The sequence below is a fragment of the Nocardioides psychrotolerans genome (genome assembly GCF_943371775.1).
Lineage (GTDB): Bacteria > Actinomycetota > Actinomycetes > Propionibacteriales > Nocardioidaceae > Nocardioides > Nocardioides psychrotolerans_A.
In genome coordinates this window covers 24,926-41,948 of sequence record NZ_CALRWD010000007.1, presented here as the reverse complement: position 1 = coordinate 41,948, position 17,023 = coordinate 24,926, and the positions used below count along the sequence as shown (strand labels likewise).

General features: G+C 72.0%; 18 protein-coding genes. 9 read left to right on the top strand and 9 right to left on the bottom strand.

Annotated elements, in window-relative coordinates; translation table 11 throughout:
• Positions 1-10: 10 nt before the first annotated feature.
• Entirely contained in the window at positions 11-1,402 is a 1,392-nt protein-coding gene (locus AAG827_RS03685; RefSeq protein ID WP_341924460.1) for an NAD(P)/FAD-dependent oxidoreductase, read from the bottom strand.
• 187 nt (positions 1,403-1,589) lie between these two features.
• Between AAG827_RS03685 and paaA the strand changes: the two genes are divergently transcribed.
• The 6 genes from paaA to paaI are packed head-to-tail and all read left to right on the top strand — an operon-like array spanning position 1,590 to position 5,823.
• A complete protein-coding gene (gene paaA / locus AAG827_RS03680; protein WP_341924459.1) occupies positions 1,590-2,612 on the top strand; it encodes a 1,2-phenylacetyl-CoA epoxidase subunit PaaA in 1,023 nt (340 codons plus the stop codon).
• Positions 2,609-2,902 carry a 1,2-phenylacetyl-CoA epoxidase subunit PaaB gene (gene paaB, locus AAG827_RS03675; RefSeq protein ID WP_341924458.1) on the top strand — a complete coding sequence of 98 codons (294 nt, stop codon included), beginning with the start codon at positions 2,609-2,611 and terminating at the stop codon, positions 2,900-2,902. The genes paaA and paaB overlap by 4 nt, the downstream gene beginning before the upstream one ends.
• Positions 2,902-3,813: a 1,2-phenylacetyl-CoA epoxidase subunit PaaC gene (gene paaC / locus AAG827_RS03670; RefSeq protein ID WP_341924457.1), complete on the top strand. Its 912-nt coding sequence runs from the start codon at positions 2,902-2,904 to the stop codon at positions 3,811-3,813. Before paaB ends, paaC begins: the two co-directional genes overlap by 1 nt.
• The gene (gene paaD, locus AAG827_RS03665; RefSeq protein ID WP_341924456.1) at positions 3,810-4,304 is read left to right on the top strand and encodes a 1,2-phenylacetyl-CoA epoxidase subunit PaaD; all 495 of its coding nucleotides are present in this window, start codon (positions 3,810-3,812) and stop codon (positions 4,302-4,304) included. Before paaC ends, paaD begins: the two co-directional genes overlap by 4 nt.
• A gap of 3 nt (positions 4,305-4,307) precedes the next feature.
• Positions 4,308-5,366 (top strand): 1,2-phenylacetyl-CoA epoxidase subunit PaaE, encoded by a 1,059-nt coding sequence (gene paaE / locus AAG827_RS03660; protein ID WP_341924455.1) that lies wholly within the window; start codon positions 4,308-4,310, stop codon positions 5,364-5,366.
• 10 nt (positions 5,367-5,376) lie between these two features.
• Entirely contained in the window at positions 5,377-5,823 is a 447-nt protein-coding gene (paaI, locus tag AAG827_RS03655) for a hydroxyphenylacetyl-CoA thioesterase PaaI (protein WP_341924454.1), read from the top strand.
• A gap of 71 nt (positions 5,824-5,894) precedes the next feature.
• Here the strand turns inward: paaI and AAG827_RS03650 are convergent, their stop codons facing one another.
• Positions 5,895-6,509 carry a TetR/AcrR family transcriptional regulator gene (locus tag AAG827_RS03650; protein ID WP_341924453.1) on the bottom strand — a complete coding sequence of 205 codons (615 nt, stop codon included), beginning with the start codon at positions 6,507-6,509 and terminating at the stop codon, positions 5,895-5,897.
• Between the two features lie 13 nt (positions 6,510-6,522).
• The gene (locus AAG827_RS03645) at positions 6,523-7,224 is read right to left on the bottom strand and encodes a hypothetical protein (protein ID WP_341924452.1); all 702 of its coding nucleotides are present in this window, start codon (positions 7,222-7,224) and stop codon (positions 6,523-6,525) included.
• Between the two features lie 84 nt (positions 7,225-7,308).
• Here AAG827_RS03645 and AAG827_RS03640 point away from each other — a divergent pair, with 84 nt between their 5' ends.
• Positions 7,309-7,851 carry an RNA polymerase sigma factor gene (locus AAG827_RS03640; RefSeq protein WP_341924451.1) on the top strand — a complete coding sequence of 181 codons (543 nt, stop codon included), beginning with the start codon at positions 7,309-7,311 and terminating at the stop codon, positions 7,849-7,851.
• Positions 7,852-7,869: 18 nt separating this feature from the next.
• On the opposite strand, the gene AAG827_RS03635 is transcribed toward AAG827_RS03640, so the two are convergent.
• The 5 genes from AAG827_RS03635 to AAG827_RS03615 are packed head-to-tail and all read right to left on the bottom strand — an operon-like array spanning position 7,870 to position 12,814.
• Positions 7,870-8,217 (bottom strand): hypothetical protein, encoded by a 348-nt coding sequence (locus tag AAG827_RS03635; protein ID WP_341924450.1) that lies wholly within the window; start codon positions 8,215-8,217, stop codon positions 7,870-7,872.
• A 1-nt stretch (position 8,218) separates the two neighbouring features.
• Entirely contained in the window at positions 8,219-9,253 is a 1,035-nt protein-coding gene (locus AAG827_RS03630) for a glycosyltransferase (protein WP_341924449.1), read from the bottom strand.
• Between the two features lie 30 nt (positions 9,254-9,283).
• Positions 9,284-10,261 carry an alpha/beta hydrolase gene (locus AAG827_RS03625; protein ID WP_341924448.1) on the bottom strand — a complete coding sequence of 326 codons (978 nt, stop codon included), beginning with the start codon at positions 10,259-10,261 and terminating at the stop codon, positions 9,284-9,286.
• Positions 10,258-11,748, bottom strand: coding sequence for an NAD(P)/FAD-dependent oxidoreductase (locus tag AAG827_RS03620; protein WP_341924447.1), 1,491 nt, complete (start codon positions 11,746-11,748; stop codon positions 10,258-10,260). The genes AAG827_RS03625 and AAG827_RS03620 overlap by 4 nt, the downstream gene beginning before the upstream one ends.
• A gap of 40 nt (positions 11,749-11,788) precedes the next feature.
• A complete protein-coding gene (locus AAG827_RS03615; protein ID WP_341924446.1) occupies positions 11,789-12,814 on the bottom strand; it encodes an AraC family transcriptional regulator in 1,026 nt (341 codons plus the stop codon).
• 106 nt (positions 12,815-12,920) lie between these two features.
• Here AAG827_RS03615 and AAG827_RS03610 point away from each other — a divergent pair, with 106 nt between their 5' ends.
• A complete protein-coding gene (locus tag AAG827_RS03610) occupies positions 12,921-14,627 on the top strand; it encodes a multicopper oxidase domain-containing protein (RefSeq protein ID WP_341924445.1) in 1,707 nt (568 codons plus the stop codon).
• 3 nt (positions 14,628-14,630) lie between these two features.
• Positions 14,631-15,188, top strand: coding sequence for a signal peptidase I (lepB, locus tag AAG827_RS03605; RefSeq protein ID WP_341924444.1), 558 nt, complete (start codon positions 14,631-14,633; stop codon positions 15,186-15,188).
• On the opposite strand, the gene AAG827_RS03600 is transcribed toward lepB, so the two are convergent.
• Complete coding sequence (locus AAG827_RS03600) at positions 15,119-16,990, bottom strand: cytochrome c oxidase assembly protein (protein WP_341924443.1); 1,872 nt, start codon at positions 16,988-16,990, stop codon at positions 15,119-15,121. The two genes, lepB and AAG827_RS03600, sit on opposite strands and share 70 nt — an antisense overlap.
• Between the last annotated feature and the right edge of the window lie 33 nt (positions 16,991-17,023).

Here is a 17,023-nt window from a genome sequence, read left to right as displayed (position 1 = left end):
GTCGTGCAGCTCAGCGAGGGGAGTCGCCCTCGCCCAGGATCTCCTCGGCAGCGGCCCGTCCGCGACGCAGCGCGCCGTCGACGTGCTGGTAGCCCTCGGACGCGGTGTCGGAGCTGGCCCAGTGGATGCGGCCGACGGGTGCGGTCTGGTCCTTGCCCCAGCGCGACAGTCCACCGAGGTCGAAGCTTGCGGCATAGGCGCCGCGGGTCCACTCCTCGCTGGCCCAGTCGGACTCGTAGTAGACGACCGGGGTGAGGGCCTGGTCCCCGAGGTAGTCCGCGATCGAGCCCAGGACGGCGGCGCGCCGCTCGTCGGTGTCGAGCTCGAAGAGGTGGTCGGCCTTCTCGTCGGAGATGAAGCCGACCAGGGTGCCGCGCGGGTCCTCGTAGTTGGTGTTGTCGTAGACCTCCTGGACCAGCGACGTCGCGCCGAAGCAGGTGCCCGACAGGCCCTGCTCGCGCCAGAACGGCGTCTCGTAGACCGCGTGCACCTTGATGACCAGGCCCAGGGAGAGGTGCTGGTGCATCTGGTGCTGACGACGGGGGAGGGGCGGGACATAGCTGATGCGCGTGTAGAGGTTGGGCGGCACGGCGACGACGACGTGCCGAGCGGTGACCACGGCCAGGTCGGACTCGACGACCACGCCGTGCTCCGACGTACGGATGGTGCGGACGGGGCTGCTCGTCACCACCTGCAGGTCGGCAGCCATCGCCTCCGAGACCGACTGCATGCCACCGACGATGCGTCGGTCGAGGATGAAGGAGTCGTCGAGGAGGTTGCTGAAGGACCCGGCCGAGGCGGCCATGAGGACCGCCTGGAGGGCCGAGAAGGCGTGCGCGGGCTTGGTGAGCATGCCGCCGGCGATGAAGAGGCCGATGTTGTCGCAGGCCTCCTCGTCGCTGGACACCTCGCGGAGCCAGTGGTGGAAGGAGATCCGGTCGAGCTCGGCGGCGCGGGGGTGCGCCCAGGGCTCGTGGCAGCCGATGTCGCCGGCGAGGTCGTCGAGCAACGCGGTGAGACGGTTCATCTCGGCCACGGTGGCCTCGCCCACCGGCAGGTCGATGCCGTCGTAGCGGACCACCTCGCCCTCGGGCGTGCGGTAGATCGACTGGCCCTCGCGGTAGCGCGGGTAGGTCTGCTTGCCGAGCTCGTCGAGCAGGCCCAGCAGCTCGGTCTGGTCGGGCGAGACCCACTGGCCGCCGATCTCGAGGAAGGCTCCGTCGATCGTGTCGCTCCAGGTGCGCCCGCCCACGCGGTCGCGCGCCTCCAGCACCACGACGCTGCGACCGGCGGCCTCGAGCCGGCGGGCGGCCATCAGGCCGGCCGGGCCGGCGCCGACCACGACGACGTCGGCGTCGAGCGCCTCGGAGAGGGAGGTGCCGATCGAGGGCGTGGTGGTCATGGGCGCTCCGGAGTGACGGATCGGACGGTAAGGATGGGGCTGATCGATCTATATCGTAGCGAGAGGGTGTCTCAACGACGCATTCCGTAGCCCACGACGTCGCCCGTGACAGGGGCGGGACCGCGTGGCACAGTAGTTACTGACCGATCGGTCGCTAATGGGGCGGTGCCCCGCTCCGGAGGTGGACATGACGACGACGGCACCGACGTCGACGTACGACGACGAGACCGCGCTCCAGGTGGCGTTCGACGCCGTCATCGAGCGCCACGAGCGGATCGAGCCGCGCGACTGGATGCCGGAGAAGTACCGCTCGACGCTGGTGCGCCAGATCGCCCAGCACGCGCACTCCGAGATCATCGGGATGCAGCCGGAGGGCAACTGGATCACGCGGGCGCCCAGCCTGCGGCGCAAGGCGATCCTGCTGGCGAAGGTCCAGGACGAGGCCGGCCACGGGCTCTACCTCTACTCCGCGTGCGAGACGCTCGGCGTCTCCCGCGAGGAGCTGACCCAGAAGCTGATCGACGGCAGGCAGAAGTACTCCTCGATCTTCAACTACCCGACGCTGTCCTACGCCGACGTCGGCACGATCGGCTGGCTGGTCGACGGCGCCGCGATCTGCAACCAGGTGCCGCTGTGCCGGACCTCCTACGGCCCCTACGGCCGAGCGATGATCCGGGTCTGCAAGGAGGAGTCCTTTCACCAGCGCCAGGGCTACGAGCTGCTGGCCACGATGATGCGTGGCACCGACGAGCAGCGCGCCATGGTGCAGGAGTCGGTCGACCGGTTCTGGTGGCCGGCGCTGATGATGTTCGGGCCCCCCGACGCCGACTCGCCCAACACCGAGCAGTCGATGGCGTGGGGGATCAAGCGCGACACCAACGACGAGTTGCGCCAGAAGTTCGTCGACATGTCGGTGCCCCAGGCGAAGACCCTGGGCGTGACCTTCCCCGACCCCGACCTGGTGTGGAACGAGGAGCGTGGCCACCACGACTTCGGCCAGCCCGACTGGGACGAATTCATGGCGGTGATCAAGGGCAGCGGTCCCTGCAACGCGCAGCGCATCGCGCACCGCAAGCGCGCCCACGACGACGGTGCGTGGGTGCGGGAGGCCGCCATGGCGTTCGCGGGTTTCGAGGCTCGCTCCGCTCGCACCTCAACCACCGTGGTGGCTCGCTCCGCTCGCACCTCAACCACCGTGGGGGAGCGATGACAGGGATCCAGGCCGAGTGGCCGCTCTACGAGATCTTCGTGCGCGGCAAGCGCGGGCTCAACCACGTGCACGTCGGCTCGCTTCACGCCGCCGACGACGAGATGGCGCTGCGGCACGCCCGCGACGTCTACACCCGCCGCAACGAGGGCATCAGCATCTGGGCGGTGCGGGCCGATGCGGTCGCCGCGTCCAGCCCCGACGAGAAGGACCCGCTCTTCGCGCCGGCCGGCGACAAGGTCTACCGGCACCCGACCTTCTACGCGATCCCCGACGACGTCCCCCACCTGTGATGAGCGACCACGACAGCGTCTACGACGGGCTGCTCGGTGACTCCGAGGGCTGGGCCTTCGGCACGTCGTTCGAGGACCCGCTCGCGGGCGTCGACACCACGATCCCGGCCGGCGTCGACGCCGGCGCCCTCGCGACCTACTGCCTGATGCTGGGTGACGACGCCCTGATCTACAGCCACCGGTTGAGCCAGTGGACCAGCAACGCCCCCGACCTGGAGGAGGACATCGCGCTGGCCAACATCGCGCTCGACCTCCTCGGCCAGGCGCGGCTCCTGCTGGCCCGGGCCGCGGCCGCCGACTCCGCCGTGGTGCCGCCGCTGCCCGAGGGCTCGCCCGTCCCGCCCGAGGACGCGCTGGCGTTCTTCCGCGACGAGGCGGGCTTCCGCAACGTGCGCCTCGTCGAGCCCGACAACGGCGACTTCGCCGTCACGATCGCCCGGCTCCTGGTCTTCTCGACCTACCGGCTGGCACTGCTGCAGCGCCTGCGTGCCAGCAACGACCCCGTGCTCGCCGCAATCGCGACCAAGGGCGTCAAGGAGGTCACCTACCACCGCGACTACGCCGGCCGCTGGTTCCTCACGCTCGCCCGCGGCACCGAGGAGTCGCGTCGCCGGCTGCTGGCCGGGCTCGCCCTCGTCTGGCCCCTGTACGACGAGCTGTTCCGCACGCACCCCGTGGAGACCGCCGCGGACAACCAGGGCTTCGGCGTCGACCCGTCCGGGCTGGCCGACGAGGTCGGGGTGGTCCTCGAGCAGGTCCTCACCACCAGCGGGGTCGAGCGGCCCGACGTCGCGCCGACCGGTGCGGTCAACGGCCAGATGGGTCGCGGGGGCCGTCACACCGAGGCCATGGGTCGGCTGCTCGCCGAGATGCAGGTCGTGGCCCGCGCCCACCCGATGGGGCTGTGGTGAGCCTCGACCTGGCCCGGCGCGTCGCCGCCGAGGTCACCGACCCCGAGATGCCGATGCTGACGCTGGCCGACCTCGGGGTGCTCCGCGACGTCACGCAGGACGGCGAGACGCTCACGGTGACCATCACGCCGACGTACTCCGGGTGCCCGGCCATGGCGACCATGCGCGACGACCTGGTCCACCGGCTCGCGGACCACGGCTTCGACCACGTCGACGTGCGGGTGAGCCTGACCCCGGCCTGGTCGACGGACTGGATCAGCGACGAGGGCCGACGCGCGCTGCGCGACCACGGGATCTCCGCCCCGGGCCCGGCGCCGCGCCACGACGGGCCCGTCCCGCTCAGCCTCCTGCCCACCAGGCGGGAGCTGACCTGCCCGCGCTGCGGCTCCGCCGACGTCCGCCTCACCTCGGAGTTCGGCGCGACAGCGTGCAAGGCGATGTATCGCTGCTCGGGCTGCCTCGAGCCGTTCGACCACGTGAAGGGGATCTGAGCCATGGCCCGTGCGAGCTTCCACGAGCTCACGGTCGCCGCCGTCGAGCACCTCACCGACGACGCGGCTGCGATCACCTTCGCCGTGCCCGACGAGCTGGTCGACGCCTTCGACTTCGCCGCGGGCCAGTCGTTGACGCTGCGCCGGACGATCGACGGCCAGGAGCACCGCCGCTCCTACTCCATCTGCGCCCCTGCGGGGGCGGCCCCGCGCGTGGGCGTGCGAGAGATCCCCGACGGCCTCTTCTCCTCCTGGCTGGTCCGCGAGGTCGCCGTGGGCGACGTCGTCGAGGTGCAGACGCCGACCGGCAGCTTCCGGGCCGACCCCACGACCAGCGGCCGCCACCTGTGCATCGCGGCCGGCTCGGGCATCACCCCGATGCTCTCGATCGCCTCGACGGTGCTGACCGACCCCGACACGCAGGTCACGCTGGTCTACGGCAACCGGACGTCAGCCTCGGTGATGTTCGCCGAGGAGCTGGCCGACCTCAAGAACCGCCACGGCGCCCGGCTCGACCTGGTCCACGTGCTGTCGCGCGAGCCGCGCGACGTCGAGCTCTTCTCCGGCCGCCTCGACGCCGACCGGCTGCGTCGCCTGCTCGGTGCGCTGGTGCCCGTCGGCGCGCTCGACCACGTGTGGCTGTGCGGGCCCTTCGGGCTGATCGCCGACGCGCGCGAGGTGCTGGGCGAGCTCGGTGTCCCGGCCGACCGCGTCCACTTCGAGCTCTTCTACGTCGACAAGCCGCCGCCGGAGCTCGTGCGGCAGGACGCGGTGGTCGAGGGAGACGTCAGCGAGGTGACGATCGTGCTCGACGGTCGCACGACCACAGCGACGGTGCCGCGGAGCCAGTCGATCCTCGACGGCGCGGCCGCGACCCGCCACGACCTCCCCTTCGCCTGCAAGGGCGGGGTGTGCGGCACCTGCCGCGCCCTGGTGCCCGCGGGTGAGGTCGACATGCGCCGCAACTACGCCCTCGACGACGACGAGGTCGCGCGCGGCTTCGTGCTCACCTGCCAGACCCACCCCGTCAGCGACGCGGTCACGGTCGACTTCGACGCCTAGTCTCGTCGCCATGCCCGCCGACAACGCCGCCGAGGTAGCCCGCCGCAGCACCGAGGCGATGGGGGAGGGCGACGCCGCCTCGCGCCTGCTCGGCATCCAGGTGGTGGCGGCCGGCCCCGGCACGGCCACGGTGACGATGCGGGTGCGCGACGACATGGTCAACGGGTGGGGCTCCTGCCACGGCGGCCTCATCGCGACGCTCGCCGACTCGGCGTTCGCCGTGGCCTGCAACTCCCGCGGCACCGTGACGGTCGCGGCGGGCTTCGACGTGACGTTCCTCGAGCCCGGCCGCGCCGGCGACGAGCTGGTCGCGACGGCCACCGAGGTCGCGCTGCGCGGTCGCTCCGGGGTGTACGACGTGTCGGTGGCACGCGCGCAGGACGACGTCGTCGTGGCGATCTTCCGCGGCCGCAGCCGCTCGACCGGTCGACCCAACCCGGCGCTGGGCGACGCGTAGCCGTGGTCTCGACGGGCGCTCGCTGCGCTCGCTGCTCGACCGACGGCGTCAGCTCGAGTCGACCGACGACCTCAGCCCGGGCTGAGCCCCGCGAAGGCCATGTCGGTGATGGAGCGGGCGAGGGTGTCCACGTCGACGGGTCCGTCGGGGCGATACCACTCGACGACCGAGTTGACGAGGCCGAAGAGCAGGCGGCTGATCAGCTCGGGCGCGATGTCGGAGCGCACGGCACCCTCGTCGACGGCGGCGGAGACGAGCGCGGCGAGCTTGTCGTCCAGCACGCGTCGCCGCTTGAGCGCGGCCATCTCCACGTCGCTGTTGCCGCGCACGCGCAGCAGCAGCGTCACCGCCGGCAGGTGGTCGACCAGGATCCGCACGGAGCGCTCCACGACGGTGCGCAGCCGGACCTCGGCCGAGCCGGTCGCGCCCTGCCCCGTCGCCTCGTCGATCGCGGCCGTCAGCTCGCCGAGCGCCTCGTCGAGGGCCGCCGAGAGCAGGTGGGCCTTGCTCGGCACGTGGTGGTAGATCGCCGACTTGGTGAGCCCGAGGTCCTGGGCGATGTCGCCGATGCTGGTCGCGTCGTAGCCCTGCTGGTTGAAGAGGTCGATCGCCCGCCGGAGCACCGTTGCCTGGTCATAGCCCGGCCGGCCGCGCCGGGGTGCCTGCACCTGCGGGTCCGCCGTCATGGCCGACAGGCTCTCACGGTCCGGGCGGGGGCTCCTCGAACCGGTCGCCCCGACCGCCGGGGTCCTGCGGTGGGCCGGGCACGCCGTCGGGCGGGTTGCCACTGCCGTTGCCGATCCCGTTGTTGCTGCCCGGCTCGGGCGTCCGGCCCTGGCCGGGCACGTCCTCGGGCCGGTTGCCCTGACCAGCGCCCTGCCCGTTGCCCTGCCCGTTGCCCTGTCCGTTGCCCTGTCCCTGGCTGCCAGGATCGCTCGGCTGGCCGCCGGGAGATCCGGTCGGACCCGCGGGAGGCACGTCGGACGGCACGTCGGACGGGCTGGACGAGCCACGCCCGGGGCTCGGGTCGCTGCCGGCCGGCGGCGCCGTCGACGGCGCAGGGACGCCGGGCGTCGAGGGGACCGGATCGGTCGGCGTGACCGGAGCAGGGGGCGTGCGCGGAGCGGTCGGGGTGGTCGGCACGGAGGGGGCTTCGTCCCAGGGCGGGGCGACGATCCCGGCGGCGTACGCGACACCGAGACCGCCGCCGACGGTGCCGAGCGAGATGGCGGCGGCGAGGGCGGCGACTCGGAGCCGACGTCGGGCACGGGGGGATGCCTCGACGTCGGCTGCGGCTTGCGCCCGCGTTGCCAGCCCGGCGACGAAGTCCTCGTCGACACGGGCAGGGGCCGAGTGCTCGCGCAGGAGGCGCGAGACGTCGGCGCGTGAGGAACGCTTCACACCACCAACATGTCACAGGACCTGCCGATCGTTACGCTCGCTCGAGGACCAGGGTTCTCGAGCGTCACGGAAGGAGCGGTGCGGGTGGCACACGGCTCCGACGAGCTGGTCACGGCAGCCCGTGCCGGTGACCAGGCTGCCTGGCGTGGCCTCTACCTCCTGCACACCACCCGGATCACGGCGCTCCTGCGCGCGTTGCCGTTGGCCGACCACTCCTCGTCACCGGAGGACCTGGTCGCAGAGGCGTGGCTGACCGCCTCGAGCAAGATGCACGACTTCCGGGGCTCCGACGACGACTTCGGCGGGTGGCTGTTCACGATCGCCCGCAACCACGCGTCCAACAGCCACCGCACCGCGGTGCGGCGCCGCACCGATCCCACCGACGTGCCCCTCGATCCCGCGAGGTCGACCGGCGAGGACCCGCTGGCGCAGGTGGACGGCCAGGACACGGTCAGGCGGCTGCTCGACCAGCTCAGCCCGCGCCAGGCGGAGGTCGTCGCCTGCATCGACGTCGGTGGGCTCGACGTGCGGACGACGGCGCGCGCGCTCGGCATGAGCCCGACCGCCGTGCGGGTCGCTCGTCACCGGGCGTTGGGCCGGCTGAGGACGTTGCTCGACGACGCGTGAGGTCGGCGACGACCTGCGTCAGGTCGCCGGCACGGTGTCGCGGACGATCCGGGCCCAGACCCGCAGCCCGACGACCAGCACCGCGAGGAGCAGCACCGCCAGCACCAGGGGCGCCGTCACGAGGGCGGGCCCGTCGAGACCGAAGGGGTTCGGCGCGTCGACCAGGTGGAGGTAGACCGCCATCGTGCCGGCCACGGACGCCACGATCGCGCACGCCATGGCGAACTGCTGGAAGGCCTGTCGCCGGCGATCGGGGCCGCTGCGCCCGACCGCCGATCGCCCGAGCTCGACGATGGGCATGCCCAGGGCCAGCAGCAGGTAGAAGAGCCCGCCGAGGCCCGTGCCGGGAAGTCCCGCGTTGTTCATGTCAGTGACCCTTCTCGTAGACCAGGAGCGGGCGGCGCAGGATCACCTCGGTGACCAGCGCCTCCAGCATGTAGAAGCCGTTCACGGTGCGGAGGACGAAGAAGCTCGGCAACGACACCAGCGCGCGGCCGACCTCGCCGCGGCGCCAGGCGCCCACCAGGACCGGCACGAGCACGGCCGGCACGTCGATCACGTAGACCAGGAGCAGCAAGGGGGCCTCGAGCACGATGGCCAGCAGCGGCAGCACGATCAGGTAGATCAGCGAGGCCACGACGGCGTCGAACAGCGCGATCCCCACCACGGTGCTGAGGAACGGCAGCCGCAGGATGCCGCGCCAGTGCAGCTGGACGTTCTGCACGAAGCCGTGCGACCAGCGCCGCAGCTGCTTGCTCATGAAGTCGAGGTCGTGCGGCTCGATGGGGTAGCAGACGGCGTCGGGGACGAAGCGCACCCGGTGGCCGGCCTGGTAGAAGGTCCAGGTCAGGTCCATGTCCTCGGCGCGCGTGCGCTCCGACCAGCCGCCGGCCTCGCGCAGCCGGTCGGTGCGGTAGGCCGAGAAGCACCCCGACGAGATCAGCGGGTTGCCGTAGTAGTCCTGGGTGGGCTTGTAGAAGGTGAAGGACAGCAGGTATTCGACGTAGCGCCCGCGCTCCCACATGGTGCTGACGTGACGGGGGACGACGAAGCCGCACGCGGCCGCGAGGGCCGGGTCTCCCTCGAAGGGCTTCATGAGGAGCTCGATCGCGTCGGGCGCGAGCGTGGTGTCGCCGTCGATGGCCATGCAGTAGGGCGTGGTGACCAGGTCGAGCGCGAGGTTCTGCGCGCCGGCCTTGGACCCGGTGTTCTCGAGCGGGCAGACGACCTCGGCCCCTGCAGCGCGGGCCAGCGCCGCCGTGTCGTCCGTGGACTGGTCGTCCACGACGATCACCCGGGCCGGGACCGTGGTCTGCCCCAGGACGCTGCGCACCGTGTCAGCGATCGAGGCCTCTTCGTTGTAGGCCGGGATGATGACGGTGAGCTGGTCGGCGAGGAGCACGGTTCCTCATGTCGCGAGGAGCGCCGGGCGTTACGCCCGGGTGCGGGTCCTCGCGTCCAGCCATGCGTCGACCGCCTCGTAGGCGAGCCGGCGCGGCTCGGCGAGCGACAGGAAGACGTCGTGGCGCGCGTCGGGGATCGGCACGACGGTGGTCGGGCCGCCGAGGCAGCCGGCCCAGCGCGCGATTTGGCGCACGTCGAGGACCGTGTCGGCGCGGTCGCTGGCGTCGCTGTGCGTGCGGGAGTAGTGGGTCTTGTCGGAGCGGAGCACGAGCGAGGGGACGCCGACGTCGAGGCCCTGGTGCAGCCTGGCGTGCCCACGGCGTACGGCGTTGAGCCAGCCGACCGTGACGGGGAAGCCCTCGAGCGGCTTGAGCGCCACGTCGTAGTCCCACTCGCCGCTCCCGCTGATGTGCAGGCTCTTGCCGTAGACGGAGTCGGTGAGGTCGAGGTCGCGGAAGGGCTGGACCCGCGCGAGCACGCGGAGCGCCTGGGTGAACGGCCCACGCATGACCGGCTTGCCCTGCAGGTCGAACCACGGACTGTTGAGCACCAGACCGGAGATGGGCGCGACGCGTCCCGCGCGGCGACGACGGTCGAGCCACAGCGGCGTGATCAGCCCGCCGGTGGAGTGCGCGACGACGGTGACGGGCGCCCCGGGGTGAGCCGCCGTGATCAGCGCGAGGGCCTGCTCCAGCTCGACGTCGTAGTGCTCCAGGTCGCCGGCGTAGTGGGCCGTCTGGCCGTCACGTCGTGCCCGGCCGCACTTGCGCAGGTCGAGCCCGAAGAACGCGTGGCCGCGCCCGGCGAAGAAGTCGGCGAGGTCGGTCTGGAAGAAGTAGTCGGAGAAACCGTGCACGTAGAGCACGGCACCGTCGACGGCTTCGCCGTCTCGCGTCGCGCGGCGCACGAGGACGGCTGCCGCGTCTCCCTCGCCGTCGGGGTCCGGGCCGAGGTCGAGCGTGAGCTGCTCGTAGCCCTCACCGAGGACGTCGGGCTGCCAGCTCACGCGCCGACCCGCTCGCGTGCCTCGACCGGCACCAGCGCCTTGTCGAGCGGGGTGCGCAGCGTGGTGATCGAGTCGAGCACGTAGTTCTGCCGGACCTGCCAGGGGCGACGGTCGCCCTGGCGCGGGAAGGAGCCGATCGAGCGCTGGACGTAGCCCGACGCGAGGTCGAGCAGCGGCTGCGGGGTGAGCTCGGTGTCGGGTCGGGCGACGACGGCGGTGTGGCCCTGGCTCTCCATCCAGCCGAGCACCTTGGTGACGAGGCGGTGGGTGAGGTCGGCGCGCAGCGTCCACGACGCGTTGGTGTAGCCGATGCAGATGGCGAAGTTGGGGACGCCGGTGATCATCGCGCCGTTCCAGACGTATTGCTCCGACAGCTCGACGCGCTCGCCGTCCACGTGCGGCTCGATGCCGCCGAAGGCCTTGAGGCGCAGACCGGTCGCCGTGACGATGATGTCGGCCTCGAGCGTCTCGCCCGAGGTGAGCAGGATGCCCTCCGGCACGAAGCGCTCGATCGTGTCGGTGACGACCGCCGCCTCGCCCTTCTTGATCGACACGAAGAGGTCGCCGCTGGGGATCGCGCACAGGCGCTGCTCCCACGGGTTGTAGGTCGGGGTGAAGTGGTCGGCGACCATCTGCTCGTCGCCGAGGAACTTGGCGCTCATGCCGGTCAGCAGCTTGCGCGCGGACTCGGGACGACGCTTGCAGAACTGGTAGACGGCCGTGGAGAACGCGATGTTCTTGGCGCGGACGACCTGGTGGGCCAGGCCGGCGGGCAGCACCGACTTGATGAGTGCGGCCTTGGCGTCCTTGCTGGGCACGGCACTGATCCAGGTGGGCGTGCGCTGCAGCATCGTCACGTGCGACGCGGCGCCCTCGCCCTCGAGCATGGAGGGCACCAGCGTCACGGCGGTCGCGCCGGAGCCGATCACGACGACCTTCTTGCCGGCGTAGTCGAGGGTCTCGGGCCAGAACTGCGGGTGCACGACCTCGCCGGCGAAGTCCTCGGCGCCCAGGAAGCTGGGTGCGTGGGGCTCGTCGTAGTCGTAGTAGCCGGCGCACGAGTAGAGGAAGCCGCACGTCAGCTCACGGGTCTCGCCGGAGCGCGTGTCCTCCAGCGTCAGGCGCCAGTGGGAGGCCTCGGTGTCGAAGTCGGCCGCGACGACCTTGGTGGCGTAGGTGATGTGCTCGTCGATGCCGAACTCGGTCGCCGTCTCGCGGATGTAGTCGAGGATCGAGGCGCCGTCGGCCAGCGACTTGTCGCCCGACCAGGGCTTGAACGAGTAGCCCAGCGTGTACATGTCGGAGTCCGACCGCACGCCCGGGTAGCGGAAGAGGTCCCAGGTGCCGCCGAGGCTCTCGCGCATCTCGAGGATGGCGTACGACGTGCCCGGACGCTCGGTCTGCACGCGGTAGGCCGCGCCCACGCCGGAGAGGCCGGCGCCGACGATCACGACGTCGAGGTGGGAGGTGCTCTGCTGGAGGCTCATGCCTCCAGTGTCGCGGATCGTCCTCCTCGAATTCTTGACTTCAGGCGACAGTTCTTTGACTCTGCGCGACACGTCGTACGGCGAGCGGCGTCTGGCCCCACCACCGTCGCGAGGCCCGGGTGAGCGCCGACTGCTCGGAGAGGCCGATCAGGCCGGCCACCTGCGACAGCGGCAGGTCGGTCGTCTCGAGGTAACGCCGGGCGACCGAGGAGCGCACCTCGTCGAGGATCAGCGCGAACGACGTGCCCTCGTCGGCGAGCCGCCGCTGGAGCGTGCGCGGGTGCAGGCTCAGCATCCGCGCGACCGCGCCGATCTCGGGTGCTCCGGTGCCGAGCAGCTGGTCGACGGCGCTGCGGACCGTCGGCGCGACCAGCGCCGCCTCGGCCGGTGAGAGGTCGGCCAGGTGCTGGAGCGCGAGCTGGCGCACCCGCTCGTCGCTGCCGGTCAGCGCCACGTCGTTGAGCCGGCTCGGGAAGCGCAGCAGCGCGCTGGGGCGGTCGAAGCGCACGGGGGCGCCGAAGAACGCCTCGTAGGTCGCCGGCGGCGCCAGCGGCGGGTGCGGCAGGTCGACCCCGAGCGGCTCGTAGTCCTCGCCGATGAGCGACCGGATCGCGCGGTGCAGCGAGCCAAGGCACAGGTCGGTGCCCTGGGGCGGCGGTGCGACCCCCGGTGCGGTCACGTCGTAGCGCAGGGCGGCGACGCCGTCGACGCCGTCCGGGTCGGGCTCCAGGGTCAGCCGCATCGCGGGTGCGTGCAGGAAGAGGTAGCGCGAGGTGCACTCCAGCGCCTCCGCGACCGTCGGCGCGTTCTGGATCGCCAGCGCCAGGGGCCCCAGCAACGAGAGGTCCTGGTGCCCGGCGACCCGGAGCCCGAGGTCGGGGCAGTCGAGGTCGGCCGCGGCCAGCTCGAGCGTCGTGGCGGCCGCGAGGTCGGGCATCAGGATGTCGTCGGCGTCCAGCGCCGCCGGGTCGAGCCCGCCGAGGCGCGCGTAGTGGTCGGCGTCGCCGTCCAGCGACGTGATGGTCGCGCGGAGCCCGCGCAGCCCCGCCGAGCGGATGAACGGCATGCGACCAGGGTCTCAGACCCCAGGAATCCCCAAGGTGCTCCGACCAGGCTGGTCCTGCGTCTCGGGGCGACAGACACCAGTGACCACGTGACGGGGGACTTCCATCATGGCATCGATCAAGCGACGCGACCTGCTCAAGCTGGGGGGACTGGGGGCGGGCGTCACCGCGCTCGGCATGACGGTGCCCCTGGGCCAGTCGGTGAGCACCTCCGACTGGATCAGCACCTCGGCGAAGCCGGCACGGTTCGCTCGCGCGCTGCGGGTGCCCATGGCGATCACGCCGACGCGGATGGTGGACGACTACGGCGACTACCTGCTCTACGAGATCACCGAGCGGGCCGCCAACCTGCAGATCCTCGACGCCGGTGCCCCCGCCACGCCTGTCCTGGGCTACGCGGTCGGCGGCGCCGGCCCGACGATCCCCGGCCCGCTGATCAAGGTGGAGCAGAACACCCGGGTGCGGGTGCGCGTCACCAACGCGCTGCCGACCATGCACCCGACCTTCGGCTACGGCGGGGTCGCGACCTCGGTGCACCTGCACGGGTCGGCCTCGCTGCCGCAGTACGACGGCTTCGCCGACGACATCACCTCGCCGGGGCAGTCCAAGGACTACTGGTATCCGAACTTCCAGGGCCCGCGCACGCTGTGGTACCACGACCACGGGGTGCACCACACCGCGCAGAACGCCTACAGCGGGCTCTTCGCGCAGTATCACCTGCACAACCCCTGGGAGCGGGAGAACCTGCCTCAGGGGAGGTTCGACATCCCGCTGGTCGTCTCCGACGCGATGTTCGCCCGGGACGGCACGCTGGCCTACCTCGACCGCAACCACTCGGGACTCTGGGGTGACGTGATCATGGTCAACGGCGTGCCGTGGCCCTACTTCAACGTCGAGCGCCGCTTCTACCGCTTCCGGGTCCTGCTGGCGACGGTCTCGCGCTCGATGAACCTCAAGCTCGTCAACACCCGCACCGGTGCCGTGCTCCCGACCTACGTCGTCGCGACCGACGGGGGGCTGATGGTGCCTCAGCAGGTCACCAGCTGGCGCCACGCCGGGGCCGAGCGCTACGAGATCATGGTCGACTTCAAGGACTGCCGCATCGGCGACACCGTCGAGCTGCGCAACGCCAGCAACAAGAACAACGTCGACTACCTCCACACCGGCAAGGTGATGCAGTTCCGGGTGACCTCGGAGGCCACGGACTCGCGGTGGAACGAGGTGCGCACGCCACCGGCCGAGGAGATCCACCCGGTGATGCGCGCCACGAGGAGCATGGCCAGACGCACCCGTGACATCGAGCTCGAGCACGACGACGTCACCAACGAGTTCCTCATCAACGGGATGTCGTGGGAGGACATCCAGGCCCAGAGCTGGAACATCTTCACCGCCCCCGGCGACTGGCCCCGCTCGGGTGACGTCGAGATCTGGCGGATCGAGAACAAGTCGGGCGGCTGGTTCCACCCGCTCCACATCCACCTCGTCGACTTCCAGATCCTCTCGCGGAAGGGAGGGGCGGGCCGTGTGCAGCCCTGGGAGAAGGGGCCCAAGGACGTCGTCTACGTCGGCGAGGGCGAGATCGTGGAGGTCCTGGTCAGCTACACGATGGCGCCGAAGACCTACCCCGACGGCAGCTCCACCGGACAGGCCGGCCTGACCGGTGATCGCGGCGGGCGCTACATGATCCACTGCCACAACCTGGCCCACGAGGACCACGACATGATGGGCCAGTTCTTCGTCGCGGGAGCCGACGGGGCCGTCGACCTCTCCTGGTCGCACCCCAACCACCCGGTCACCGCAGCGCCGCCGGTCTGAGCCTTGCCGACATGGGACGCGGTCCCCCGGGAGAGCCTGGGGGCGGCGCGGCGGCCAGCCCCCTGGTCGCTGCGCCGTCGGCGTCGCTTCGCCCTGGTCGCGCTGGTCGCGCTGGTCGGCGTCGTGCTCGTGCGCGCCCTTGTCGCAACCCCGGTGCGCGTGGAGTCGGCCAGCATGCAGCCGACCTTCGCCGTGGGGGACGTGGTGCTGGTGGGCCGCACGCCACCCGACGTGGACGACGTACGACGAGGCGACCTGGTCACCTTCGTCTCGCCCCAGGACGGGCGGGTCACCCTCAAGCGCGTCCTGGGCCTTCCGGGGGAGGCGCTGGTCATCCTCGACGGGGTGCTCTACGTCGACGGGCTCGCCGTCGACGAGCCCTACGTCGACCACGAGCTGGTCGACGGCTACTTCAGCAAGACCTTCAGCGTCCCCCCGGACGCGGTCTTCGTGCTCGGCGACAACCGCGGCAACTCCATCGACTCCCGCGACTACGGGGCGGTGCCGGCCTGGGACCTGCTCGGCCGCGTCGTGGTCCGGATCTGGCCGCCGCGCGACTGATCGCCGCCCCGGTGGGTCAGGCGCAGCATCGGCAGGAGGCTCGTCGCGGCGAAGACGGCGACCAGGGCGCCCGCGAGGCGCTGGTCGGCGACCGGGTCGGCCCCCTCCGGCGCGTGCGCGATGAACCAGGAGCCGGCCAGCAGCTGGTCGCCGAGACGCAGCTGGACGGCGAGCACGAGCAGGCACATGGCGACCACGGCGAGGCCGAGCGCGTGCTCGCCGGCGCTGTGCTCGCCGGGGGCGGGATCGGCCCCCAGCAGCGGCCACAGCAGGATCGAGCCGCACACGAGCGCCAGCGCCAGCACCAGCCCGTGCACCCACACCGAGCGCAACGACAGCTCGATGAGCGGCGTGCGGTAGGTCAGCAGGAGCAGCCCGACCACGAGCCCGCTGCCGGTGAGCGGGTGCGCCCACAGCCCGGCTCCGCGGACGGGGGCGCGGCCGTGCCTCGCGAGCAGGCTGAGCGGAGCACCCAGCGCGAGCAGGGCGGGGACCACGAGCAGGGCCACGAGCAGCTGGGTCACCTGTGCGCTGAGGAGCGCGGGCGCATAGCGCGCGAGGCCCGAGCACAGGTCGACCAGCGCGAGCAGGAGCCCGGCGGTCCAGGCGACCGTCCGCGTCACCGGCCACCTGGTGCCCGCTCGGACCAGGCGTCGTACGCCGTGCAGGTAGGCCGCCAGAGCCACGCTGAGCACCAGCACCACGATCGCGTCCACCCGCCAGTCGAGGACCAACCGGGCGAGGGAGACGGGGACCAGGGGCGTGAGGACGGAGGCGGCGTGATCGCCCGCCGAGACGCCCGGCTCCGGGATCGGGGTGCGGGAGAGTGCGGAGGCCGCGCCGAAGGCCGCACCCATCAGCAGGAGCTCGGTCGCTGCCAGCCGGCGAAACGCCCCGTCCCGTCCGTCGGCGACCTGGCGCAGGGCACGGCGCCGCTGCTGGTGACCGAGGAAACCGAGCCCGACGAGGAGCGCCGCCTTGACGGCGAGCACCGCGGCGTAGGGGCTGGTCCAGGCGGTCGTCGACGCGTCGAGCAGCGCCAGCGCGGCGATGATCCCCGAGCCGAGCAGCGCCGTGAAGGCACCCAGCGCCACGACGCTGAAGCGCGGGAGCACCACGGCCGCCGCGCTGCGGTGACCCCGGATCACCACGACGAGTGCCGCGAGCCCGCCTGCCCAGAGGGAGGCGGCCACGACGTGGACCACCAGCGCGGACACGGTGAGGTCGGGGTCGTCGGTCGAGGCGGAGTGCCCGGCCGCCGCGAGCGGGACCAGCGCCGCCACGGCGAGCACCAGCAGGAGACGTGCGGTGCGTGGCGATGCCTGGGGGGCCGCCGCGAGGACCAGCCCACAGGCGCCGAGCAGCGTCAGCGCCAGCCCTGCGCCCTGCTGGTTCGACGACGCGGTCCAGAGCAGGTGCGCGGTGAGCCGGTGCGCCGGCACGCCCGCCGTGTCCGCTGCCTCGAGGACCACCAGCGCGGCGGTCCCCAGCGCCCAGACGATCGCCGAGCTGCGCCCCAGCGACAGGGCGCGTGCTCGCGCCCGCCCGACGTACGCCGGCTCGGGCAGCAGGGTGGCCACCAGCAGCGCGCCGGTCGTCAGCGCCGCGCTCAGGTCGACCCAGAGTCCGGCGCTCCGCAGTGCCCAACCCGTGGCGCTCCCGGCGTCGGGGAGTCCGCCCGGCAGGTCGACCGGACCACCTCCGGCTCCGAGCAGCACGAGCAGCCCGATCGTGACGGCGGCGACGACGGCCGGCAGCACGGTGGCGAGCGCCAGGCCCCGCGGTCTGGGAGCGAGGTGCATGCGGTCAGCCTGGGCCGACTCCCTTGGAGAAAT